The organism is Saccharopolyspora hirsuta, assembly GCF_008630535.1.
Taxonomy (GTDB): Bacteria; Actinomycetota; Actinomycetes; order Mycobacteriales; family Pseudonocardiaceae; genus Saccharopolyspora; species Saccharopolyspora hirsuta.
This window is the reverse complement of the sequence record NZ_VWPH01000008.1, coordinates 85,480-109,382: the sequence shown is the minus strand read 5'-3', so window position 1 is coordinate 109,382 and position 23,903 is coordinate 85,480. Positions and strand designations below refer to the sequence as shown.

At 71.7% G+C, this 23,903-nt stretch carries 20 protein-coding genes; 4 read left to right on the top strand and 16 right to left on the bottom strand.

What is annotated here, in order from left to right; translation table 11 throughout:
- The 11 genes from F1721_RS18620 to aspS all read right to left on the bottom strand — a co-directional run bounded on the left by F1721_RS18620 (position 1) and on the right by aspS (position 12,181).
- Positions 1-1,143: an RNA polymerase sigma factor gene (locus tag F1721_RS18620; protein ID WP_150068233.1), complete on the bottom strand. Its 1,143-nt coding sequence runs from the start codon at positions 1,141-1,143 to the stop codon at positions 1-3.
- A 5-nt stretch (positions 1,144-1,148) separates the two neighbouring features.
- Positions 1,149-1,556 carry a YciI family protein gene (locus F1721_RS18615; RefSeq protein WP_150067991.1) on the bottom strand — a complete coding sequence of 136 codons (408 nt, stop codon included), beginning with the start codon at positions 1,554-1,556 and terminating at the stop codon, positions 1,149-1,151.
- Positions 1,557-1,663: 107 nt separating this feature from the next.
- Positions 1,664-2,626 (bottom strand): 2-hydroxyacid dehydrogenase, encoded by a 963-nt coding sequence (locus F1721_RS18610; RefSeq protein WP_150067990.1) that lies wholly within the window; start codon positions 2,624-2,626, stop codon positions 1,664-1,666.
- A gap of 97 nt (positions 2,627-2,723) precedes the next feature.
- Complete coding sequence (locus F1721_RS18605) at positions 2,724-4,079, bottom strand: replication-associated recombination protein A (protein ID WP_150067989.1); 1,356 nt, start codon at positions 4,077-4,079, stop codon at positions 2,724-2,726.
- 114 nt (positions 4,080-4,193) lie between these two features.
- Positions 4,194-5,702 carry a SulP family inorganic anion transporter gene (locus F1721_RS18600; protein WP_150067988.1) on the bottom strand — a complete coding sequence of 503 codons (1,509 nt, stop codon included), beginning with the start codon at positions 5,700-5,702 and terminating at the stop codon, positions 4,194-4,196.
- A 93-nt stretch (positions 5,703-5,795) separates the two neighbouring features.
- On the bottom strand, positions 5,796-6,392 hold the full coding sequence (locus F1721_RS18595; protein WP_150067987.1) for a carbonic anhydrase: 597 nt from the start codon (positions 6,390-6,392) through the stop codon (positions 5,796-5,798).
- A 46-nt stretch (positions 6,393-6,438) separates the two neighbouring features.
- Positions 6,439-6,810 (bottom strand): hypothetical protein, encoded by a 372-nt coding sequence (locus tag F1721_RS18590; RefSeq protein ID WP_150067986.1) that lies wholly within the window; start codon positions 6,808-6,810, stop codon positions 6,439-6,441.
- A 343-nt stretch (positions 6,811-7,153) separates the two neighbouring features.
- Positions 7,154-7,876, bottom strand: coding sequence for a GNAT family N-acetyltransferase (locus F1721_RS18585; protein ID WP_150068232.1), 723 nt, complete (start codon positions 7,874-7,876; stop codon positions 7,154-7,156).
- 105 nt (positions 7,877-7,981) lie between these two features.
- The gene (locus tag F1721_RS18580; RefSeq protein ID WP_211840532.1) at positions 7,982-9,190 is read right to left on the bottom strand and encodes a phosphotransferase family protein; all 1,209 of its coding nucleotides are present in this window, start codon (positions 9,188-9,190) and stop codon (positions 7,982-7,984) included.
- 215 nt (positions 9,191-9,405) lie between these two features.
- On the bottom strand, positions 9,406-10,347 hold the full coding sequence (locus tag F1721_RS18575) for a DUF389 domain-containing protein (RefSeq protein ID WP_150067984.1): 942 nt from the start codon (positions 10,345-10,347) through the stop codon (positions 9,406-9,408).
- Between the two features lie 13 nt (positions 10,348-10,360).
- Entirely contained in the window at positions 10,361-12,181 is a 1,821-nt protein-coding gene (gene aspS / locus F1721_RS18570; protein ID WP_150067983.1) for an aspartate--tRNA ligase, read from the bottom strand.
- Positions 12,182-12,673: 492 nt separating this feature from the next.
- Here aspS and F1721_RS18565 point away from each other — a divergent pair, with 492 nt between their 5' ends.
- Entirely contained in the window at positions 12,674-13,717 is a 1,044-nt protein-coding gene (locus F1721_RS18565) for a hypothetical protein (RefSeq protein ID WP_150067982.1), read from the top strand.
- Positions 13,718-13,949: 232 nt separating this feature from the next.
- Here the strand turns inward: F1721_RS18565 and F1721_RS18560 are convergent, their stop codons facing one another.
- The gene (locus tag F1721_RS18560; protein ID WP_150067981.1) at positions 13,950-15,017 is read right to left on the bottom strand and encodes an Rv2578c family radical SAM protein; all 1,068 of its coding nucleotides are present in this window, start codon (positions 15,015-15,017) and stop codon (positions 13,950-13,952) included.
- 131 nt (positions 15,018-15,148) lie between these two features.
- Here F1721_RS18560 and F1721_RS18555 point away from each other — a divergent pair, with 131 nt between their 5' ends.
- Both F1721_RS18555 and F1721_RS18550 read left to right on the top strand, forming a co-directional pair.
- Complete coding sequence (locus F1721_RS18555; RefSeq protein ID WP_150067980.1) at positions 15,149-15,877, top strand: Type 1 glutamine amidotransferase-like domain-containing protein; 729 nt, start codon at positions 15,149-15,151, stop codon at positions 15,875-15,877.
- Between the two features lie 85 nt (positions 15,878-15,962).
- On the top strand, positions 15,963-17,342 hold the full coding sequence (locus F1721_RS18550) for a YibE/F family protein (protein WP_211840522.1): 1,380 nt from the start codon (positions 15,963-15,965) through the stop codon (positions 17,340-17,342).
- 44 nt (positions 17,343-17,386) lie between these two features.
- Here the strand turns inward: F1721_RS18550 and F1721_RS18545 are convergent, their stop codons facing one another.
- From F1721_RS18545 to F1721_RS18535, 3 genes are read right to left on the bottom strand one after another with little or no spacing between them, the layout of a single operon-like run.
- Entirely contained in the window at positions 17,387-18,025 is a 639-nt protein-coding gene (locus F1721_RS18545) for a hypothetical protein (protein WP_150067979.1), read from the bottom strand.
- A complete protein-coding gene (hisS, locus tag F1721_RS18540; RefSeq protein ID WP_150067978.1) occupies positions 18,022-19,290 on the bottom strand; it encodes a histidine--tRNA ligase in 1,269 nt (422 codons plus the stop codon). Before hisS ends, F1721_RS18545 begins: the two co-directional genes overlap by 4 nt.
- 22 nt (positions 19,291-19,312) lie before the next feature.
- Positions 19,313-19,996, bottom strand: coding sequence for an MBL fold metallo-hydrolase (locus tag F1721_RS18535; protein ID WP_150067977.1), 684 nt, complete (start codon positions 19,994-19,996; stop codon positions 19,313-19,315).
- A gap of 164 nt (positions 19,997-20,160) precedes the next feature.
- On the opposite strand from F1721_RS18535, the gene F1721_RS18530 reads away from it, so the two are divergent.
- A complete protein-coding gene (locus F1721_RS18530) occupies positions 20,161-20,997 on the top strand; it encodes a peptidylprolyl isomerase (protein ID WP_150067976.1) in 837 nt (278 codons plus the stop codon).
- A 406-nt stretch (positions 20,998-21,403) separates the two neighbouring features.
- Here the strand turns inward: F1721_RS18530 and F1721_RS18525 are convergent, their stop codons facing one another.
- Positions 21,404-23,722, bottom strand: coding sequence for a RelA/SpoT family protein (locus F1721_RS18525; RefSeq protein ID WP_150067975.1), 2,319 nt, complete (start codon positions 23,720-23,722; stop codon positions 21,404-21,406).
- Positions 23,723-23,903 lie beyond the last annotated feature (181 nt).

Sequence of the window (23,903 nt, the reverse complement as noted above, 5' to 3'; positions counted from 1 at the left end):
TCACGAGGGGCGGGCGTTGAGCCGGGCGGCCTGGCGCGTCAGGTAGTCGCGCTCGGCGAGGTTGGCCGCCTTCTGAGCCGCCTCCGCGTACAGCCGCGCCGCCGCTTCCAGATCTCCGTCGCGTTCGCGCAGGTACGCCTCCACCGCCGCGTAGCGCGGCAGCGAGGCGTCCAGCTCCGCCAGCTCGGCCAGCCCCGCGCGCGCTCCGTCGGCCTCGCCGACGGCGACCGCGCGGTTGAGCCGGACGACCGGGCTGCCGGTCAGGCGCACGAGCTCGTCGTACCACTCGACGATCTGCACCCAGTCGGTCTCCGCCGCGGTGGGCGCATCCGCGTGCAGCGCCGCGATCGCGGCCTGGGCCTGGAACTCGCCCAGCCGATCGCGGGCGAGGGCCGCCTGCAGGATCTCGACGCCCTCCGCGATCAACCCGGTGTCCCACCTGCTGCGGTCCTGCTCGGCGAGCGGCACCAGGCTCCCGTCGGGCGCGGTCCGGGTGGCCCGCCGGGCGTGGTGCAGCAGCATGAGCGCGAGCAGCCCGGCCACCTCGGGGTGGTCGATCGCGACCGCGAGCTGCCGGGTGAGCCGGATGGCCTCGGCGGAGAGGTCCACGTCGCCCGAGTAGCCCTCGTTGAAGACCAGGTAGAGCACGCGCAGCACGGTCGCGACGTCACCCGGCTGGTCGAACCGCACGCCGGACACGGTGCGCTTGGCCCGGCTGATGCGCTGCGCCATGGTCGCCTCGGGCACCAGGTAGGCCTGCGCGATCTGGCGGGTGGTCAGCCCGCCGACGGCGCGCAGCGTGAGCGCGACCGCGGAAGACGGCGTCAGCGACGGGTGGGCGCACAGGAAGTACAGCTGCAGCGTGTCGTCCACCCCGGGCGCGGGCCCTGGCGCCGGCTCCTCCTCGACCAGGTCCTCCCGCCGCCGACGGGCGGCGTCGGACCGGGTCGAGTCGAGGAACCGGCGCCAGGCCACCGCGACCAGCCAGCCCTTCGGATCCCGCGGCGGGTCGGTCGGCCAGGCGCGGACCGCCTCGACCAGCGCGTCCTGCACGGCGTCCTCGGCCGCCGCGAAGTCGGCCCCGCGGCGGACGAGGATCCCGATCACGGCGGGCGTGAGGGTGCGGAGCAGGTCCTCGTCCACCGGGGTCACTCCGCGATGGTGGGCGGTTCGGTCAGGAACGGGCGCAGCTCCAGCCACTCGTGGATCGGCTTCCCACCGGCCCCGGGAGCCGCGGAGAGCTCGGCGGCCAGTTCGAGCGCCCGCTCGTAGCTGTCCACGTCGATCACCATCCACCCGGCGATGAGGTCCTTGGTCTCGGCGAACGGGCCGTCAGTGACCGGCGGGCGCCCCTCGCCGTCGTACCGGACGAACGTGCCCTCGGGGGCGAGCGCCTGGCTGTCGACGTACTCGCCGGTCTCCTCCAGCCGGGCGGCGAAGTCCTGCATGTACTGGACGTGCGCCGAGATCTCCTCCGGCGTCCACCGCTCCATCGGGACGTCGTTCACCGCAGCCGGAGCGCCGCGGTAGTGCTTGAGCAGCAGGTACTTGGCCATCGTGGTCCTCCTCGGTGCTGGTGCGACCCGCTCACGGGCCACATTCGCACCTGGGACGGAGCGGGGCACGGGTTCTCGACATCGCCGCCGGGATTTTTTTCCGCGCCTCACCGAACCGGCGTGATCGGCTCCGCTCCGGCGAGGACGGCGGCGACGTTGCGGGCGGCGAGCTCGGCCATCGCGGTGCGGGTCTCGACCGTCGCCGACCCCAGGTGCGGGACGACCACGACGTTGTCCAGCTCCAGCAGCGCGGGCTCGACCTCGGGTTCGCGCTCGAAGACGTCCAGCGCCGCACCGGCGATCCGGCCGTCGTGCAGCGCCTTGGCCAGCGCCTGCTCGTCGACCACCGGGCCGCGGCTGGTGTTGACCAGGAACGCGGTGGGCTTCATCGCCGCGAGCGCCCGCTCGTCGATGAGGTGACGGGTCTGCTCGGTGAGCGGGCAGTGCAGGGACACCACGTCGGCGGTGCGCAGCAGCTCGTCCAGCGGCAGGTGGCGCGCGTCGAGCTCGGCCTCCACCTCGGCGGCGGCCCGGCGGCGGCCGGTGTAGGCGATGTTCATCCCGAAGGCGCGGGCCCGCCGGGCGACGGCCTGCCCGATGTCGCCGAGCCCGACGATGCCGAGCGTCTTGCCCTGCAGACCGGTGCCCAGCATGAAGCCGAGGTGGAAGGTCCAGGGCTCGCGGGCGCGCAGCAGCCGTTCGCCCTCCCCGAGGCGGCGGGTGACCATCAGCAGCAGGCCGAGGGTGAGGTCGGCGGTCGCGTCGACCAGCACGCCGGGGGTGTTGGTCACGGTGACGCCGCGCCCGGTCACCGCGGGCACGTCGATGTTGTCGTAGCCGACGGCGACGTTGGCGACCACCTGCAGCTGATCCCCGGCGGCGGCCACCAGCTCGGCGTCCACCCGGTCGTGCAGCATGGTCACGACCGCGTGCGCGCCCCGCACGGCGTCGTGCAGCTCGGCAACCGACAGCGGCCGGTCCTGCGAGCACACCTGCACGGTCCCGGCCCCGCGCAGGACCTCCACCGCCGACTCCGGCACCGTCCGGGTGACCACGATCCGCTTGTCCACCAACGACCTCCTCGCGACGAGTCCGAACGGAACCTACCCGCCCGAGCCCGCCCGATCGACCAGCTCGTTCCGCCGGAACGACTGCGGGACCGACGATCTACCCGTTGCCGCGGATGATGTCGCGCAGCTTGGGCACCCGCTCGCCCAGCGTGCGCTCCGCGCCGCGGCCGGTCGGCTGGTAGTAGTCGCGGCCGACGAGACCGTCCGGCGGGTACTGCTGGGCCAGCACGCCTTCCGGCCGGTCGTGCGGGTACTGGTAGCCCTGCGCGTGGCCGAGCTTCTTCGCCCCCGCGTAGTGGCCGTCGCGCAGGTGCGGCGGGACCGGGCCGCCCTTCCCGGCGCGCACGTCACCGGTCGCCGCGTCGATGGCCGTGGTCACCGCGTTCGACTTCGGCGCGGTGGCCAGGTGGATGGTGGCCTGCGCCAGCGCCAGCCGCCCCTCCGGCATGCCGATGAACTGCACGGCGTGCGCGGCCGCGACGGCGGTCTGCAGCGCGGTCGGGTCGGCCATCCCGATGTCCTCGCTGGCGTGCACCACCAGCCGCCGCGCGATGAACCGCGGGTCCTCGCCCGCCTCGACCATCCGCGCCAGGTAGTGCAGCGCGGCGTCCACATCGGACCCGCGGATGGACTTGATGAACGCGCTGGCGATGTCGTAGTGCTGGTCGCCGCCCTTGTCGTAGAGCACCGCGGCGCGGTTCACGGTGGACTCCACGGTGTGCAGGTCGATGACCTCCGCGCCGGTCGAGCTCGCCGACTCCGCCGCCGCCTCGAGCGCGGTCAGCGCCCGCCGCGCGTCCCCGCCCGCCAGCGCCACGAGGTGGTTCTCGGCCTCCTCGTCCAGCCGCAGCGCCCCGCCCAGCCCGCGCTCCTCGGTGACCGCGCGGCGCACCAGCGTGCGGATGTCGTCGTCCTCGAGGCTGCGCAGCTGCAGCACCAGCGACCGCGACAGCAGCGGGGCGACCACGGAGAAGTACGGGTTCTCGGTGGTCGCCGCCACCAGCAGCACCGTGCGGTCCTCGACCGCGCCGAGCAGCGCGTCCTGCTGCGTCTTGGAGAAGCGGTGCACCTCGTCGATGAACAGCACGGTCGACTCGCCGGAACGGCCGAGGCGGCGCCGGGCCTCCTCGATGACCGCGCGCACCTCCTTCACCCCGGACGACAGCGCGGACAACGCCGCGAACCGGCGCCCGGTGGCCAGCGAGACGAGGTTGGCCAAGGTGGTCTTGCCGGTGCCGGGCGGACCGTAGAGCAGCACCGACGCCGGAGCGCCGCCCTCCACCAGCCGCCGCAGCGGGGCGCCCGCGCCCAGCAGGTGCTGCTGGCCGACGACCTCGTCGAGCGAGCGGGGCCGCATCCGCGCCGCCAACGGCGCGTTCTCGGCCAACCGCTCGCCAGCGCGCTGCTCGGTGTCGGCGCCGAACAATCCCTCGTCGAACAGGCCCTCACTCACACCTCGACGCTACCGCCCGCCCCCGACTGCCAGAGCGCACGGCTCGTCCTGCCCGGGGCGGGCGGATCGTGAGCGCGCAACCGCGCCGAAGCACCGCTGCGCGCTCACGGAACGTCAGCCCACCCGGGCGGGCAGGGCCACCTCGACGGTGCCGTCGCTGCGCCGCCGTTGCGCGGCCCAGTGCTCGACCGCCTGGTGGCAGGCCCGGTCGAGGTGCCGGACCATGGTCAGGTCCAGGTGGACGTGCTTGCCGGTCGGCAGCGTCTCGAGGTGGTCCAGCAGCCGCGGCAACCTCAGGAAGGTCGCGTTGCCGCCCAGCTCGACGCGCACCTGCTCGTCACCGTGCTCGGACTTGACCGACAGCCAGGACACCTCGATCGCGGTCTTGACGATCGCCACGGCCAAGCCGGTGAGGGTGCCGATCAGCAGATCCGTGGCCACGATCATGGTCGCGGTCAGGACCAGCACGAACGCCTCGGAGCGGTTCTCCCGGACCAGCGCCGCGACCTGCCGCAGTTCGAGCAGCTTCCACCCGGCCTGGATCAGCAGGGCGGCGAGCACCGCGGTCGGGATGAAGGACAGGACACCCGGCAGCAGCACGACGAACAGCAGCAGCCAGAAGCCGTGCAGCACCCGGGACAGCTTCGTCTTGGCCCCGGCCTGCACGTTGGCGGAGCTGCGCACGATCACCGCGGTCATCGGCAGCGCGCCGAACACACCGCAGACGGTGTTGCCCACGCCCTGCGCCACGAGCTCCTTGTTGTACTGGGTCTTCGGCCCGTCGTGCATCCGGTCCACGGCCGCGGCGCTGAACAAGCTCTCCGCCGAGGCGATCAGCGCGAAGGTCACGATCGACCCGAGCACGGCCGGGCTGAACAGCATGCCCCAGGCGGTGGCGTCCGGCGGGTTCAGCGCGGCCAGCAGCGAGCCGACCTCCACCTTCTGCACCGGCAGCACCAGCAGCACCGCCAGCGCGCTGGTCACCACCACAGCCACGAGCTGCCCCGGTACCAGGCTCGCCTTGCCCGGGACCTTCTTCCAGAACGCCGTGATCAGCAGCGCCAGCGCCGCCAGCGCCAGGCCGCTGAGGCCCGCCGGCGTGGTCACCACCGCCACGATCAGGTCGGGGATCCCGGCGAACTTCGCCCACGTGCTCTCCGGTTGCGCGAGCCCGCCGACCGGGTAGATCTGGCCGAGGATCAGCACCAGGCCGATACCGGCCAGCATGCCCTGCACCACCGAGGGCGAGATCGCGCGGAACCAGGTGCCCAGGCGGCTGATGCCCAGCACGATCTGCAGCACACCGGCACCGAGCACGACCACCCCCAGCGCGGCGAGCCCGTGCTGCTCCACCGCCGAGGCCACCAGCACGGTGAGCCCGGCGGCCGGGCCGCTGACCTGCATCGTGCTGCCGGGCAGCAGCCCGACGAGCAGACCGCCGACGATGCCGGTGACGATGCCCAGCTCGGCGGGCACGCCGGAGGCGACGGCCACGCCGACGCACAGCGGCACCGCCACCAGGAACACCACGAGCGAGGCGCCCAGGTCGGCGCCGAAGGTGGCCTTCGGCCACTGCGGAACGCCGGACTTCCGGCGCTGCGAGGGTATTTCGACTCGAGTCACAGTGCCCCTCCAAGGGCCAGTTGAGGATCTTTCGGGTAGCCGCCACCGCGCCGCGCACCCCCGTGGTGCGCGGCGTGGTGGGAAGTGCGAGCCCTACAGCGGCAGGAAGTCGGTGTCCTCCGACGCCTGCGGGCAGGTGTAGACCAGGCCGGTGTCGATCTCGTAGAACCAGCCGTGCAGCCGCAGCTCACCGGCGTCGATCCGGTTGCGGATGAACGGGTACTCGCGCAGCGTGCGCAGCTGCTCCAGGACGTGCCGCTTGCTCTCCGAGCGGACGCTGGGGTCCTCCGGCTCGGAGCAGGTCAGGTCACCGGTGCCCAGCCAGGTGCACAGCGCGGGCAGCTCCTCCAGCCCGCGCCCGGCCACGGTCAGCGCGGTGACCGCGCCGCAGTGCGAGTGGCCGCAGACGATGATCTCCGGCACGCGCAGCACCAGCACCGCGTATTCGATGGTGGCCATTTCGCTGGACGCCGAGTCCGGCGCGTATTCCGGGACCACATTGCCCGCGGTCCGCAGTTCGAACAGGGTGCCCGGCTCCGCCCCGGTGATCTGGGACGGGATCACCCGGGAATCCGAACAGCCGATGAACAGCGCGGACGGTTTCTGCCCCGCGGCCAGCTGCTGTCGGCGATCGGCGGAAAGCGCGCTCGAGTGACGTCGGGCGTGTCGCACGAAATGTTCGAAGCTCATTGGGTCTCCGTGTCGTCGGCATGGAAATGTCGGCGAGCAGGACCGATCAGTGCCGGACCACCTGGAGCACGTCCGGAGAATGTTTAAGCTTCATGAAATCGTGGTAGGGATCGCTCCCAGGATTTGGGAGGATTCTCGATCGAGGCCGGATTTCCACCCCGGCGGCCGGTTGCAGCACCTTGGGCAGGGGCGCCCGCCGGACTTCCGCCCGAACCCCGCAGCGGCGGTTCAGCGTGACCCCGGGCAGCCGCTCGCGGAGCTTCTCGGTGTTCTCCTTGGTCTCGTTGGTTTCCGCAGGTCCCGAGCGCGGCGGCGAGCAGCCCTCCCCGGTCGCCTGGGCCGGCCCCAGCACGGCGAGCACGACCGCGAGGACCAGGAACAACCCAGCCCTCGTGATCCGCCAAACCTTGCCGTGCACCGAGTCCTCCGAAAATTGGGCAGCCGATCCCCCACCGGCGTCGTCGACGGTAGAGGGGAGAAGTAGCGAAACGCTGAACTAAAGGTATCCGACGACCGCCACCCGAGCGCAAGTCGCAGATCCGGCGCCACCCACATCCCGAAACCAATGAAGATATGTTAATCCATCGCGCGCGACCTGCGAATTCACCCGGTTGCCGGGTGGACACCACGCCGTTCGCTGCGGTGCGTAAACACCGTTCGCTACGGAAAGTACTCGCGATGTGACCAGCATTACCGGATCGAGTGCACCGCTCCGCCGCAGGAATATGACAGCGCGGAAACGCGCCGGAAACGCGCTCCGTTCAGCGAACTCGGTAGTGGTAGCGGTGCGCGGTCCGGAAGCCCGCCGCCGCGTAAAGCCGCCGCGCACCGGGGTTGTCCGCCTCGACCTGCAGGAAGAGCCGGGCCCCCAGGCCGGACGCCCACAGCGCACCCGCCCGCAGGACCGCGGTGGCCACCCCGCGCCGCCGCCAGCCGGGATGCGTGGCCATCCCGTAGACGCCGCACCAGCCCGCCGACTCGGCGAACATGCCGACCCCGACCGGCACCCCGTCCCGCGACGCGATCGCGAACCGCGCGGGCTCCGGCACCCGGTCCAGGCTCGGCTCCGGCGCACCGCCCACCGCCTCGACGGCGTCCAGCCAGGGCGAGCGCGGACGCGGCTCCAGCCGCACCTCGAACTCCCCCGCCGGACACGCGCCGACCGCCTGCCCGGCGTCGGCGAACATGACCTCGGTGGGCGAGACCGACCGATAGCCCCGCTCCGCGAGCACGGCGTCCAGGTCGGCGTGCCGCTCCAGCGGGCTGACCTGCACGACCGCCGCCGCGCCGCGAGCCGCGTAGAACTGCTCCACCCGCTCGACACCGGCCGGGCTCCAGCCCTCCTCCGGCGGCAGCGCCGAGTTCGAGCGCTTGCGCGCGAGCAGGTCGCAGTGCCGCAGGAGCCAGCCGTCCACCCGCTCCACCGTCGAGGCGGGCCAGGTGGCGGCCGCCGCCCGCTCGATCTCCGCGCCGAACGAAACCATCCCCACCGCCGATGCATATCATGCAAACATCTGGATATGCATCCAAGCAGGTGGGGATGCGCCCGCGCAACGCACTTCTCGCGCGTGAAACCGACTAGCGCGCGCTCACTCCGTGCGGAACGCCGGGTAGGGCTGCAGGTGAAGGGCGCCCGCGCCGAAGCGGTCGACCAGCGCGTCCACCACCTGGTCGGCGAAGTCCGCGACGTCGTCCAGGTCGGCCGCCACCGCGTCGGCCCGCAGGTGCCGCCACCGGTCGACCAGCGCCGTGCTGCGGCGCGGCGAGGGCATGTGCAGGTCGATGGGCCGGTCGGTCTCGCCGGTGCGCGGCAGGAACCACCAGGTGGACACCCAGACCCACAGCAGCTGGGCGTCGAAGAGCCGGGGCAGCAGCACCTCGTCGTCGTCCAGCTCCGGCCAGACCTCGGCGATCTCCGAGCGCCAGGTGGACAGCATGCTCTCGGCGAGGTTGTCCGGCAGCGCGTACGAGCACCACGACGACGGGAACGGGTACTGCAGGTACGCCGCGTCCATCGCGACGTCGCGCACGCAGCCCCACTCGAAGTCCAGGAACCGCACCCCGCTGCTGCCGGTCACCAGGCTGTTGTCCGGGCAGATGTCCGACGGGCTGAAGGCCCGGTACCGGCTCGACTTCAGCAGCTCGGTCGCCGCGTCGAGCCGCTCGACCATGCCCGGCGAGGTGTCCACCCCGAGGACCTGGCTGAGCAGCTCCGGCAGCTCGGACGCCGAGCGCACGATGTCGTCGGCCACCGGGTCGGTCCACGACTTGGCGCCCAGCCGCCGCATCAGCGCGTCGAAGTCCGCCTCGCAGCCCGCAGTGGTGCTGTGCAGCCGCCCGAGCGCCCGCGCCCATGCCAGCAGCGCGCGCTCGGCGACGCGGGAGTCGTCGGCGAACAGCACGTCCGCCAGCGTGGAGCCGCGCCCGAGGTCCTCCAGCACCAGCAGGCGCTCGGTCGCGTCGTGGGCGATGAGCTCGGGACCGACCCGCGCTTCGGGCGGTAGCGCCGTGGTGAGCTGGCAGCTCGCCGCTTCGTGCGCGAAGGGGTCGGACCGGGCTTCCGACGGGCACTCGCCGTAGTGCTTGACCACGACGGTCCTGGGCAGCTCGAAGGGCGACTCGGCGATCCGCACCCGCATGACTACCGAGCGGTCGCTACCGCCGAGGTCCTCGGCATCGGCAAGCCGGACCGGTGCTCCGGTCCGCTTGCTCAGCACAGCTTCCGCGGTCCCGACGGTGTCTGTCGCCTCGGTGCGGACCGGGACGCGAACCTCCGGGGGGCCGGTGGTGATCTCCACGCTCATCGTCTCCAGACACTACCCCCACAACATGAACCCGAGCTGCCATAACCGGTCAAGTGACACACAACCGGTCAGCAGTCGTAATCGCAGCGTGTTCGCCGGTGGACAGCCGTCCGCCGCTCCCGCGGCGACCGACCGGCCCCGTGCGCACTCCCCCCTGGACCTTGACGGAACAGCGGGCCGTCCGCGTTGCACGGCGGCCGCGATCCCACCTACAGCATTTCCCGCGTCGGCACTCCGTCACCCAACCGCGCTCTCCGGGCCCGCAGCAGGAGGACCGCGGTCGCGGACACGACGATGCCCACCAGGTTCACCGCGAGCTGGGCGACCGAACTGGCGCACTGCACCCAGTCGCCGAGCGTCGCCGCCACCACCGCGTAACCGGCGGCGGGCACCGTGGTGACCGAGATGAACACGCCGACCAGGACGGCGGACTTCGCCGAGGGCAGCGACAGCATCCCGGCCGCACCGGCCAGCAGCGACACGACGAGCGACGGCCAGCCGACCTGGTAGACGAACGACACCTGGCTGTCCGCGGGCAACCCGGTGCGGTCGATCAGCCCGATCCACTCGCCGCCGAGCGAGGCGGCCGCGGTGACCAGCATGGCCACCGGGAACCCGACGGCCAGCGCCAGCGCGGCCCGGCGGACCAGCAGCCAGCGCCGCACCACCAGACCGACCGCGATGGCGGCCAGCGGCCCGAACTCGGGCCCGACCACCATCGCGCCGACGATCGTCACCGGCGAGTCGGTGACGATCCCGACCGCCGCCAGCACGCAGGCGATGCACAGGAACGCCAGGAAGGTGCCGGTGAGCCGGGACTCCTCGCCGGTGCGGGCGATCAGCTCGTCCCACACCACCGCGTCGTCGGCGTCACCGGGCGCGGACTCCTCGGCCCGCTCCGCGCGCTGCGACATCGTGGTGCCCGCGTCGGTGATGGTCACCGCGCCGACCTCGGCGAGCTCCGAGGCCCGGATCGAGGACAGCACGTCGTCGGCGGCCTCCCGGGCCAGGTCGACCTCGATCAGGTCGCCCGCCGGTTCGACCGCACCGCCGCGCACCAGCACGATGTGCGCCGCCCCCGGGTGCGTCCGGAGACCGGCCAGCACCCGCTCGGTGTGCTCGGCCGGACAGATCACCCGGAGGTGCAGCACGTCGCGTCCCGGGTCAGCCCTGCTTCTCCACCACGCCGGGCGGGAACACCGAGATGCTCTGGTCGCCGACCTGCGCGGCGGGCTTGGCGTCGATGCCCGCCTCCTTGCGCTGCTCGATGGTGATCGGCGACGGTGCCCCGGTCAGCGGGTCGAACCCGCCGCCGCTCTTCGGGAAGGCGATGACGTCGCGCAGCGAGTCGGCACCGGCCAGCAGCATGCAGATCCGGTCCCAGCCGAAGGCGATGCCGCCGTGCGGCGGCGGGCCGAACTTGAACGCCTCCAGCAGGAAGCCGAACTTGTCCTGCGCCTGCTCGTGGGAGATGCCCAGCAGCTCGAAGACCCGCTCCTGGACGTCCGAGCGGTGGATACGGATGGAGCCGCCGCCGATCTCGTTGCCGTTGCAGACGATGTCGTAGGCCCAGGCCAGCGCGTTCGCCGGGTCCTGCTCGAAGTTGTCCACCCAGTCCGCGTTCGGCGAGGTGAACGGGTGGTGCACCGCGGTCCAGCGGCCGCTGCCGACCACCACGTCGTCGGTCTCGTCGACCGGCTCGAACATCGGGGCGTCGACGACCCACACGAACGCCCAGGCGTCGTGGTCGATCAGGCCGCAGCGCTCACCGATCTCCAACCGGGCCGCGCCGAGCAGACCGCGGGCCGCCGAGCGCGGGCCGGCGGCGAAGAACACGCAGTCGCCGGGGTTCGCGCCGACGGCCTTGGCCAGGCCCTCCCGCTCGGCTTCGGAGAGGTTCTTCGCGACCGGGCCGGACAGCGTGCCGTCCTCGCCGATCAGCACGTAGGCCAGGCCCTTGGCCCCGCGCTGCTTGGCCCACTCCTGCCAGGCGTCGAGCTGGCGCCGCGGCTGGCTCGCGCCGCCCGGCATCACCACGGCACCGACGTACGGGGCCTTGAACACCCGGAACGGGGTGTCCTTGAAGTACTCGGTCATCTCGGTGAGCTCGAGGCCGAAGCGCAGGTCCGGCTTGTCCGTGCCGTACTTGGCCATCGCCTCGGCGTAGGTGATCCGCGGGATCGGGCGCGGGATCTCGTGGTCGGCGAGCTCGCGCCACAGCGCGGCCAGGATCGTCTCGCCCAGCTCGATGACGTCGTCCTGCTCGACGAAGCTCATCTCGATGTCGAGCTGGGTGAACTCCGGCTGCCGGTCGGCGCGGAAGTCCTCGTCGCGGTAGCAGCGCGCGATCTGGAAGTACCGCTCCAGACCGCCGACCATCAGCAGCTGCTTGAACAGCTGCGGCGACTGCGGCAGCGCGTACCAGTTGCCGGGCTGCAGGCGGGCCGGGATCAGGAAGTCCCGCGCGCCCTCCGGCGTCGAGCGGGTCATGGTCGGCGTCTCGACCTCGACGAAGTCGAGGTCGTGCAGGACGTTCCGCGCGATGCGGTTGATCTCGCTGCGCATCCGCATGGCCCGGGCCGGTTCGGCGCGGCGCAGGTCCAGGTAGCGGTGCTTGAGCCGGACCTCCTCGCCGACCTCCAGGTGCTCGTCCAGCGGGAACGGCAGCGGCGCGGACTCGGAGAGCACCACCAGCTCGGTGGCGGTCACCTCGATCTCGCCGGTGGCGATCTCCGGGTTCTCGTTGCCCTCGGGGCGGCGGACCACCTCGCCGGTGACCTGGACGCAGAACTCGGAGCGCAGCCGGTGGGCCCGCTCGGCCATCTCGCCCTCGCGGAAGACGACCTGGGCGACGCCCGAAGCGTCGCGCAGATCGATGAAGATGACCCCGCCGTGATCGCGACGGCGCGCCACCCACCCGGCGAGGGTGACGGTCTGCCCGGCATGACCGGCGCGCAGCGATCCGGTCTCGTGCGTGCGCATCACGGGTACTGAGCTCCTTCTTCCGCTGTTCCAGCGTTTCGACGGCAGTAGCTTCTGGCGTCGCCAGCGCTGCCGGGACCGCGCGACATGCGGGCTCAGCAGGCAGGACGCAGGACTTCAAGGCTAGCCAACGGGGCCCGGCGCACGCCGGGCAGGTGCCGCGCGTCGATCCACCGCAGCGCAGGGTCACCGGCGGGTCCCGGCCCCGGGCGCCGCGACCGGCGCGAGGTTTGCCGCGTTCGCCCGTTCGCCACGGCGACACCAAATGGTCGATACCAATTCCGGTCCAGATGAGTAAGGATTCACCTGTTTCGAAGCATCGACGACGATCAGGCAACGGCATTGTTCGGCAGCCCGAAGCACGGAGGACTGAATACCACCTTAAGCCAGCCCTGTTCCGACTTTAGTTGGAGACGCCAACCGGAACTCGGTCGTTGCGGATCACAGATCCACTGATTAGCGTAAGTTCGGATTCGGCGGACACGAGGAGTAACGATGATCGGCCCGAAAACGGAGGCCCGCCCCACCGCGCAACCGACCGTCCGGACCGCGCAACCCGGGACGAACGCGCTGTCGGCCGAACTCGCCGAACTGCTGCGCACCGGGCCGTTCGAGGTCGCCCTGCGCACCGCGATCCGAGCCAGCCGCCTGAGCCTGGAGCGCATCCAGCACCGGCTGCGCGCCCGCGGTACCCCGGTCAGCATCACGGCGCTGAGCTACTGGCAGTCCGGCCGCCGCCGCCCGGAGCGCCCGGACTCCCTGCTCGCGCTCCAGCAGCTGGAACAGGTCCTGGGCGTGCCGGAGAACGCGCTGTCCGCGCTGCTCGGCCCGCCACGACCCCGCGGCCGCACCCGCCAGGCCCCGGCCGAGGCACCGCCGCTGAGCGCGCTGTGGTCGGAGAACGAGTCGGCCGCCGAACTGCTCACCAAGATCGACACCAGCCACGACAGCAAGCTCGCCCGGCTCAGCCACCACGACGTGGTGCACGTCGACCAGCGCGGCGAGCTGCGCAAGATCCGCACCCGCAAGCTGGTCCGGGCCGAGACCAACGGCGTGGACCGCTGGGTGATCATGTTCGACGGTGCCTCGTCCGGCGAGACCCCGCCGATCATCCGGCCGATCCGGTCCTGCCGGCTCGGCCAGGTGCTCACCGACCACGCCCGCGACCTGGTGGTCGCCGAGCTGCTGTTCGACCGCGCGCTGGCGCGCGGCGAGACGCTGCTGCTGGAGTACGAGATCATCGACCCGCCGACCGGCCCGAACGAGGTCGAGCACAGCTTCTGCCGGCTGTTCCGGCTCCCGGTGCGGCAGTACGTGGCCGAGCTGCAGTTCGACCCGGCGCACCCGCCGATCCGCTGCGAGAGCTACGTCGGCGACTCCACCACGCAGGAGGTGGAACCCCCGAAGCCGCTGACCGTGGACCGGTTCGGCCGCACCCACGCGGTGGCGCTGGACTTCGGGATGGGCGTCTTCGGCGTCCGGTGGCAGCCCGAGGACCAGCTGGGCTGCAGTTCGTCCTCCCGCACCACCACCCGATAAGGGGAAGCGACAAAACAGGCAGGTACGGAGCGTGACTAAATATCCGGCCGCTTCCGAACATCGGTTGAATCCAGCACGAGATCGCCGAATTTTTAACGACCCGGAAACAGCGGGCCAAGTTCCTAAACGAAACAGCAATCGTTTTCCACAACATAGCGCGAACTCCAATCGAAAATGATGTGCATCTGCATTAGCGGTCGATCCGACCCGCGCGGCGCGGCCGCTCGGCACGTCACAGCAGGCTGAGCTGCCGCACCTCCGCCACCTCGGCGTCCGACCTCGCGGCGCCGCCGACGTCGCGGAACTGCGATGCCCGCTGCGGGCGGACACCGTGCCGCCGCTTGGCCTCCGCCACCCGCGCCAGCACCTCCCGCTGGTAGGACTTCGGCAGGTACGAGCCGTCGCGGTACAGCCGGGAGTACATCGGCACCAGCTCGGGGTGCTCCCGCTGCAGCCAGCCGCGGAACCACTCCCGGGCCCCGGGGCGCAGGTGCAGCAGCAGGGGCGTGATGCTCGCGGCGCCCGCGGCGACCAGCTCCCGCACCGTGGCGTCGATCTGCTCCGGGCCGTCGCTGAGCCCGGGCAGGATCGGCGCCATCAGCACCGAGCACCCGATCCCGGCGTCGGCGAACCGGCGCACCACGTCCAGCCGACGGCGCGGCGAGGGCGCCCCCGGCTCGACCGCCCGCCACAGCCGCTCGTCGACCGAGCCCACCGAGACCGCCACCGACACCGGCGCCACCTCGGCGGCCTGCACGATCAGATCCACATCGCGCAGGATCAACGTCCCCTTGGTCAGGATCGAGAACGGGTTCGCCCGATCCCGCAACGCCGAGATGATCTCCCGCATCAACCGGTAGCGCCCCTCCGCCCGCTGGTACGGATCGGTGTTGGTCCCCATCGCGATCGGCTCGCCCGCCCACCGCGGGCTGGCCAGCTCCTTGCGCAGCAGCGCCCCGGCGTTGACCTTGACCACGATCTTGCTGTCGAAGTCGTGCCCCGCGTCCAGGTCCAAGTACGTATGAGTGCGTCTCGCGAAGCAGTACCTGCACGCGTGCCCGCAGCCCCGGTACGGGTTGATCGTCCAGCCGAACGGCACGGCGGACTCGCCCGGCACCCGGTTGATGATCGACTTCGCCTGGACCTCGATCGCGTAAGCGTCCTCGGTGCCCGCCTCGATCGGCACCGGATCAGGTAAGCGCAACCCCGCGCGACCGCTCCCGCGCACCGGCTCCGGCAGCCCGAGCGGCAGCGCGGCCTCCTCCGCGGGCGGGCTGATTCGCTGTCGTTCCCATCGCATGGTTCAATTCGAACACAGTTTCGACAACCTGTCGAGCGGCATTTCCCCACATCAACCGATCGTGGAACCCCGCTGCCCGGACTTCTCGATCTTCCGGGACGGGGTCGGGCGGCCCTCGGTACTCTCCGCGCATGCCCGCCGACGCGCCGACGATCCTCGCCACCTCCGGAGGTTTCCGGGCCTCCCCGCGACTGCACTGGGAGGTCGGTCCGCTGACCCGGTACGCCGTCGAGCTCGCCGGTGTCACCGGCCGGAACCCGCGGGTGTGCTTCATCGGGACCGCGTGCGGTGACGACGGTCGGCTGATCTCGACCTTCTACGACAACGCGTGGCGCGAGGGGTGGGCGGCGAGCCACCTCTCGCTGTTCCCGATGCCCAACGTCGACGACCCGCGCGAACACCTGTTCGCGCAGGACGTCCTGTGGGTCTGGGGCGGTAGCGTCGCCGGGTTGCTGGCCATGTGGCGCCTGCACGAGCTCGACGCCGCGTTCCGCGAGGCGTGGGAGGCCGGTGTCGTCCTCACCGGCGTCTCGGCCGGTTCGATCTGCTGGCACTCCGGCGGCACCACCGACTCGTTCGGCCCCGCCCTCCGGCCGGTCACGAACGGGCTCGGGCTGCTCCCGTGGTCCAACGGCGTCCACTACGACAGCGAGCGGGAACGCCGACCGCTGTTCCAGTCGCTCATCGCGGACGGGACCCTGCCTCCCGGGTACGCGACCGATGACGGCGTCGGCCTGCTCTACCGCGGGACCGAGATGGTCGAAGCTCTGGGCGAGAAGGACGGCGCTGGCGCGTACCGGGTGGAGCGGTCCCCCGACGGCACTGCGGCCGAGACCCGCCTGGACGTCCGCAGGATCTGATCGCGGCGCTGCGACGGGCTGTGCGCACAGCGCCGCTGATGCCCTCTCCGGATGACGCCGATCGGGCAGTCCGCATAATTGGCCGGTGACCGAGCGCCCTCCTGCTGCCGAGCCGCCCGCGTCCGGTGGTGGCCACCGCGCCCGCCACCGTCGCCCGAACAGCCCGGAACGGCGTCCCGCCAGCGGCCACGGCCACGGGCACGGGCACGGACCGGCCGAACCGGCGTCCAAGCAGGTCAAGCGGGTGCTGGCGATCGCGCTGGTGCCGTTCGCGCTGGCCGCGATCGTCGGGGTGCTGCTGCTGTACCCGTTCGGGCACGAGCAGCGCAGCGGGGCCGATCTCGGGTTCGGGCAGCACCCGGTGAACGGCGAGGTCCTCTCCGCGGTCGCGGGTCCGTGCTCCGAGGGCGCGCCGGGGCAGGACAACTGCGTGATCCTCGACGTGCGGATGCAGGACGGGCCCCGGCCCGGGGAGAGCATCAAGCAGGTCGTGCCCACCGATCCGGGCAGCCCGCGGTTCGCCGTCGGGGACCAGGTCGTGCTCAGCTACTCCGGGGCCGACGCCCAGGACCAGTCCTCCTACCAGGTCGTCGACTTCCAGCGCGGCACCCCGCTGCTGGTGCTGGCGCTGGTGTTCGCCGCCGCGGTGCTGGTGCTCGGCAGGTGGCAGGGGTTGTCCGCGCTGATCGCGCTCGGGTTGAGCCTCGTGGTGCTGATCGGCTTCGTCCTGCCAGCCGTGCTGGCCGGGGAGGATCCGCTGCTGGTGGCGATCGTCGGCGCCGGGCTGATCATGTTCATCGCGCTGTACCTGACCCACGGCTTCTCCGCGCGGACCTCCACGGCGGTGCTGGGCACCATGCTGAGCTTGTCGCTGATCGGCGTGCTCAGCGCATTGTTCGCGGCCGCCACCAAGCTCACCGGGCTGGACGAGGACACATCCAGTCTGATCGGCCTGATCGGCGCGCCGATCGATGCGCGCGGGCTGCTGCTGGCCGGGGTCGTGATCGGCGCGCTGGGCGTGCTCGACGACGTCACCGTGACCCAGACCAGCGCGGTGTGGGAGCTGCGCAAGGCCAACCCGTCGCTGACCTGGCGGCAGCTGTACTCCTCCGGCCTGCAGATCGGCCGCGACCACGTGTCCTCCGCGGTGAACACGCTGGTCCTCGCCTACGCCGGGACGGCGCTGCCGATGCTGATGGCCTACGCGCTGTCCGGGCGGAGCTTCGGGGAGATCGTCAGCTCCCAGTCCGTGGCGCAGGAGGTGGTGCGAACCCTGGTGGGCAGCATCGGGCTGGTCGCCGCAGTGCCGATCACCACGGCGATCGCCGCCGCGGTGGCCGTCCGGGAGCCCGCGGAGAGCACGCCCCGGGCGTCGGTTGCCGACCGGGTCGGGCAGGCCGCTGCCACCAGCGCGGAAACCCGCACGGTGCGCAGGCGGCCGCCGCACCTCCGCCCCAGGTCGTGAGCGCGCAACGGTGTTCGAGCACCGTTACGCGCTCACGACTGCGATCAGCGGCCCAGCTCCGCGACGAACCTGGACACCGCGTCGGGGTTGAGGCGCTGCGCCACGCGGCCCTGCGGGGCCGCCGACGCCAGCACGTAGAGCGGCCGCTGCGGAGCCGCGTCCCCCCGGGCCTCCGAGCGCAGCTGCTCCACGATTAGCTGCGAGAGCACCAGCGCACGCGTGTCGGAACTGGCGGCCAAGGTGTCCGCCAGGCGGCGCAGCGCGTAGATCCCCAGCTCGCGGCCGCCGGTCCCGGCGTACATGGCCAGCGAGACGCTGATCGCCTTGCCCTTCGGCGGGCCGCCCACCAGCAGGTTCACCGTGCGCGCCCCGCGCAGGTCGGTGACGAACAGGTCGAGCCGGTCCGCCTCCTTCAGCGACACCACCCGGGTGCCCAGCGCGCGGGCGATCACCTGCCCGTCGCGCAGCGACAGCGTCTTGCGGGACTCGACCAGGGCGAGCAGCAGCAGCGGGACGCCCACGATCGCCGCCGCGATCGCGAACCCCGTGCCACCCGCGAACAGGCCCACGACGCCGCCGAACGCGGCCGCCACGAGGACGGACGCGATCACGATGTTGCGCGCCCGGGTCCGGACCGTCTTGCGGTCCAGGAGGTCGAGCGAGACGGACTCGGCTTCGCTCATCTGGGCTCCGCCACGGCCGCGCGCACCTCGTCGACCAGGTTCTCCAGCGCCACCGGGCGCTGCTCCCCGCTGGCCAGCTCCTTGAGCTGCGCGTTCCCGGCTTCGATGTCGCGCTCGCCCAGCACCAGCGCGTACCGCGCACCGGAGCGGTCGGCGGCCTTCATCGCGCCCTTGAGGCCCTTGCCGCCGTACGCCACGTCGACGCGGACACCGGCGGCCCGGAGCCCGCCCGCTGCCGCGACCAGCCGCCGCTTGGCCGCCTCGCCCATCGGCACGCAGTAGACGTCGCAGCGCGCCGGATCGCCGACCGTCAGGCCTTCCGCCTGGCAGGCCAGCAGCGTGCGGTCCACGCCGAGGCCGAACCCGACGCCGGACAGCTCCTGACCGCCGAGCTCGGCCATCAGGCCGTCGTAGCGTCCGCCGCCGCCGATGCCGGACTGCGCGCCGAGCCCGTCGTGCACGAACTCGAAGGTCGTCTTCGTGTAGTAGTCCAGGCCGCGCACCAGGCGCGGGTTCTCCACGAACTGCACGCCCAGGTCGATCAGGTGCGCCTTGACCTGCTCGTAGTGCTCCTCCGCCTCGGCCGAGAGGTGGTCGACCATCAGCGGCGCGTCGGCGACCATCTCGCGCACCTCGGGCCGCTTGTCGTCGAGCACCCGCAGCGGGTTGAGCTCGGCGCGGCGGCGGGTCTCCTCGTCCAGCGGCAGGCCGCGCAGGAACTCCTGCAGCTTGGCGCGGTAGGCCGGGCGGCAGGTGCTGTCGCCGAGCGAGGTGATCTCGATGCGGTGCCCGGTCAGGCCCAGCCGCCGGTAACCCTCGTCGGCGATCGCGATGACCTCGGCGTCCAGCGCCGGGTCGTCGACGCCGATGGCCTCCACGCCGAGCTGCTGCAGCTGCCGGTAGCGCCCGGCCTGCGGCCGCTCGTAGCGGAAGAACGCACCGCTGTAGTACAGCTTCACCGGCAGCTGGCCGCGGTCCAGGCCGTGCTCGATGACCGACCTGGTCACGCCCGCGGTGCCCTCCGGCCGCAGCGTCACGGACCGGCCGCCGCGGTCGGCGAAGGTGTACATCTCCTTGGTCACGACGTCGGTCGACTCGCCGACGCCGCGGGCGAACAGGGACGTCTCCTCGAACAGCGGCAGCTCGATGTAGCCGTAGCCCGCGCGGCGGGCGGCGTCGGCCAGGGTGTCGCGGACCGCCAGGAAGCCCGCCGACTCCGGCGGGTAGTACTCCGGGATGCCCTTGGGTGCGGTGAACGTGCTCATGGGTGGTGGTTCTCAGTCCTCGTCAGGAGAGGGCGTCGGGGGCGGGCAGGTCCTGCAGGAACGGGTTGCCCGCGCGTTCGCGCCCGATGGTGGTGGTCGGTCCGTGGCCCGGCAGCACGACGATGTCGTCGTCCAGCGGCAGCACCTCGGTGCTCAGCGACTTGAGCATCCGGCCGTGGTCGCCGCCGGGCAGATCGGTGCGCCCGATGGCGCCGGCGAAGAGGGTGTCGCCGGACAGCAGCAGCCGTCCCCCCTCCTCGGCCTCGACGCCGAACAGCACCGACCCGCCGGTATGGCCCGGGGTGTGCGTGACCTCGAACCGCAGCCCGGCCAGCTCCAGCACGTCACCACCGGCGATCTCGCGGACGTCGGCGGGCGCCTCGAACGCCACCCCGTCGCCGAACAGCTGCCGCCCGGCCGGGCCGAGCGCGGCACCGGGGTCGGTGAGCATGTACCGGTCCGCCGGGTGGATGTGGGCCGGGATGCCGTGCTCCGCGCAGATCTCCCCGGCGGAGAAGACGTGGTCGAAGTGCCCGTGGGTGAGCAGCACCGCGGCCGGGGTCAGCCGACGCTCGCGCAGCTGGGTGCGCAGCGGCTCCGCGGCGTCCTGGCCCGGGTCCACCACCACGCAGGGTTCGCCCTCCCCGCGCGCGAGCACGTAGCAGTTCGCCTGCAGCGGTCCTACCGGGAACCCGAGGACAAGCACGAAGAGCGACCTTTCGTTGCGGCGACACCCGATGGCGCGGGTCGGTCGGCCTCCAGGTTATCGTCCCGGCCGCGCGCGCCTCCCGGGCTCTCAGGAAGCGCCGCCGGGGCACCCCATAAACTCGCCGGACAACATCAGGTTCACCGATTCCGGGGAGGGAGCAGGTGCCCAGCAACGAGCAACGTCGCCAGGCGGCCAAGCGGAAGCTCGAACGCCAGATGGAGCGCCGGGAAGCGCAGGCCAAGCGGCGCCGGACGATCACCATCGGCGCGACGATCGTCTTGGTCATCGCGGTCGTGGCGGGCGTCTTCTACTTCACCCGCACCAGCGACGACACCGCCCAGCAGGAGACGCCGCAGGCGCAGCCGGGCATCCAGATCCCCACCGAGCTCGCGCCGCCGCCGAAGCGGCCGACGCCGCTGGCGGACCCGGTCTCCTGCCAGTACCGGCCCGACGGCAAGGCACCCAGCAAGCCGGTGCAGCCCCCGGCCAACGGCGAGGTGTCGTCCAAGGGCACCGTGCAGGCCACCATCAACACCAACCAGGGCGCGATCCCGCTGACCCTGGACCGGTCGCTGGCGCCGTGCACCGTGAACAGCTTCATCAACCTGGCCAAGCAGGGCTTCTACGACGGCACGTCCTGCCACCGGATCGGCACCTCCGGCCTGCAGATGCTGCAGTGCGGCGACCCGTCCGGTTCCGGCAGCGGCGGTCCGGGCTACGCCTTCGACGACGAGACCTTCCCGGAGCTGCAGTACGGCCGCGGCTACCTGGCGATGGCCAACGCCGGGCCGAACACCAACGGAAGCCAGTTCTTCATGGTCTTCGGCGAGGCGCCGCTGTCCCCGGACTACACCGTGTTCGGCACGATCTCCGAAGAGGGCCTGAAGGTCATCGACGACGTCGCCCGCGCCGGTGACGACGGCGCGTACGAGCCGTCGCCGGGCGGCGGCAAGCCGAACAAGCCGGTCAACTTCGAGAAGGTCGAAGTCCAGGCCTGACCCGTTGCGCAGGGGCGTCGCCTTCGGGCGGCGCCCCTTTCGCGTGCCCAGAGGCCCGGGCCGCAGTTTCAATTGAAACTGCAAATCCCACCCACGAGGGATCGCAGTTTCAATGAGCCTTTTTCATCCTGCCCGTGGACCGCAGCTGCGAAGGGCGAACTGCACCGCTCGGCATGCGCCGCAGGCGCATAACCCACCCTCGCAACTCGCACCGCCGCGGGTTCTCAGCGTTCGCCTGGCGAGGACGACCCCTGACGCCGTGTATTGGCCATACATAAGTCAGGGCACCCACAGCCAGGCGGGCGCTGAGGTTCCGCCACCGGCACCGCCACGCAGAACGAGGTTGGAAAAACCTCAATGGAAACTGCACGTTCGCACGACGCCAGTGCGCGGAGTCGGAGGTCCGTCAGGTGGCGGAGGTGACGCGGTAGACGTCGTAGACGCCTTCGATGTTGCGGACCGCCTTGAGGACGTGGCCCAGGTGCTTGGGGTCGCCCATCTCGAACGAGAAGCGGCTGACCGCCACCCGGTCCTTCGAGGTCGTCACCGAGGCCGACAGGATGTTCACCCGCTCGTCGGCCAGCACCTTCGTGACGTCGGAGAGCAGGCGGTGCCGGTCCAGGGCCTCCACCTGGATCGCCACCAGGAACACCGAGGACGCCGACGGCGCCCAGTACACGTCGACCAGCCGCTCCGGCGTCCGGCGCAGGTCGTCGGCGTTGGTGCAGTCCGTGCGGTGCACGCTGACCCAGCCGCCGCGGGTCACGAAGCCCAGGATCTCGTCGCCGGGCACCGGCGTGCAGCAGCGGGCGAGCTTCGCCCACACGTCACCGGCGTCCTTGACCACCACGCCCGAGTCGCCGCTGCTGCGGCGCTTGCCGCGCAGCGTCGACGGCGTCGACCGCTCCGCGATCTCGTCCGCCGCCTGCTCCGGGCCGCCGATGAACGCCACCAGCCGCTGCACCAGGTGCTGCGCGGAGAGCTGCTTCTCCCCCACCGCCGCGTACAGCCCCGTGACGTCGACGTAGTGCAGTTCGCGGGCCACCGCGCCGAGGGTCTCCGCGGACACCAGCCGCTGGACCGGCAGGCCGAGGCGGCGGATCTCCTTGGCGATCAGCTCCTTGCCGGACTCGATCGCCTCCTCGCGGCGCTCCTTGGCGAACCACTGCTTGATCTTGGCCTTGGCCCGCGGCGAGGCCACGAACGACAGCCAGTCCCGGCTCGGGCCCGAGCCCTCCGCCTTGGAGGTGAAGATCTCGACGACCTCGCCGTTCTCCAGCTTGCGCTCCAGGGCCACCAACCGGCCGTTGACGCGCGCGCCGATGCAGCGGTGGCCGACCTCGGTGTGCACCGCGTAGGCGAAGTCCACCGGCGTCGACCCCGACGGCAGCGTGATCACGTCGCCCTTCGGGGTGAAGACGAAGATCTCCCGGGTCGCCAGGTCGTAGCGCAGCGACTCCAGGAACTCGCCCGGGTCGGCGGCCTCCCGCTGCCAGTCGAGCAGCTGCCGCATCCACGCCATCTCGTCGACCTCGACGGCCGACTGCCCGCCGCTGCCGTTGCGCCCCTTGGTCTCCTTGTACCGCCAGTGCGCCGCGATGCCGTACTCGGCGGTGCGGTGCATCTCGTGGGTGCGGATCTGCACCTCCAGCGGCTTGCCCTCGGGGCCGATCACCGTGGTGTGCAGCGACTGGTAGACGCCGAAGCGGGGCTGGGCGATGTAGTCCTTGAAGCGGCCCGGCATCGGCTGCCACAGCGCGTGCACCACGCCCATCGCCGCGTAGCAGTCGCGGACCTCGTCGACCAGTATCCGCACGCCCACCAGGTCGTGGATGTCGTCGAAGTCGCGGCCCCGGACGATCATCTTCTGGTGGATCGAGTAGTAGTGCTTGGGGCGGCCCTCGACCTTCGCGGCCAGCCGCGCGGTGTCGAGCTGGTGGGACAGCTCGTCGATCACGGTGCGCAGGTAGGTGTCGCGGGACGGGGCCCGGTTGGCGACCAGGCGCACGATCTCGTCGTACTTCTTGGGCTGCAGGATGGCGAAGGCCAGGTCCTCCAGCTCCCACTTGATCGTCGCCATGCCCAGCCGGTGCGCCAGCGGGGCCAGCACCTCGAGGGTCTCGCGGGCCTTGCGGGCCTGCTTCTCCGGCGGCAGGAACCGCATGGTGCGCATGTTGTGCAGCCGGTCGGCCAGCTTGATCACCAGCACCCGCGGGTCGCGGGCCATCGCGATGATCATCTTGCGGATGGTCTCGGCCTCCGCCGCCGCGCCCAGCTTGACCTTGTCCAGCTTGGTGACCCCGTCGACCAGGTGCGCGACCTCGTCGCCGAAGTCACCGGCGAGCTTGTCCAGCGAGTAGTCGGTGTCCTCGACGGTGTCGTGCAGCAGGCCCGCCACCAGCGTGGTGGTGTCCATGCCGAGCTCGGCGAGGATGGTGGCGACCGCCAGCGGGTGCGTGATGTAGGGGTCGCCGGACTTGCGCTTCTGGGTGCGGTGCTTGGCCTCGGCGACGTCGTAGGCGCGCTGCAGCAGCCCCAGGTCGGCCTGCGGGTGCAGCTCGCGGTGCACCGCGGCCAGCGGTTCGAGCACCTGCTTGACCTGGGCGGCCCGCTGCGCGGTGATCTTCCTGGCCAGCCGGGCTCGGACGCGACGGGTCGCCGACGCCGGTCGCGGCTCGGCAACCGGGTCGGCTGCCGACGCTGGGGATTCGACGTGTTGGCTCACCGCACGCTCCCGGGATCAGGTGTTGCGTTCCCAGGTCCGCGGACCCGGACACTGAGAATAACGCCATCGGGGCTACGGACCTTCCCTGGTGCGGTTGTGATACGCCCAGCGGTCACCTGGCGCAGTCGATCGACCGCGCGACTTCACCCCGACCGATCACCGGAGCAGGTGGCACCGGGCG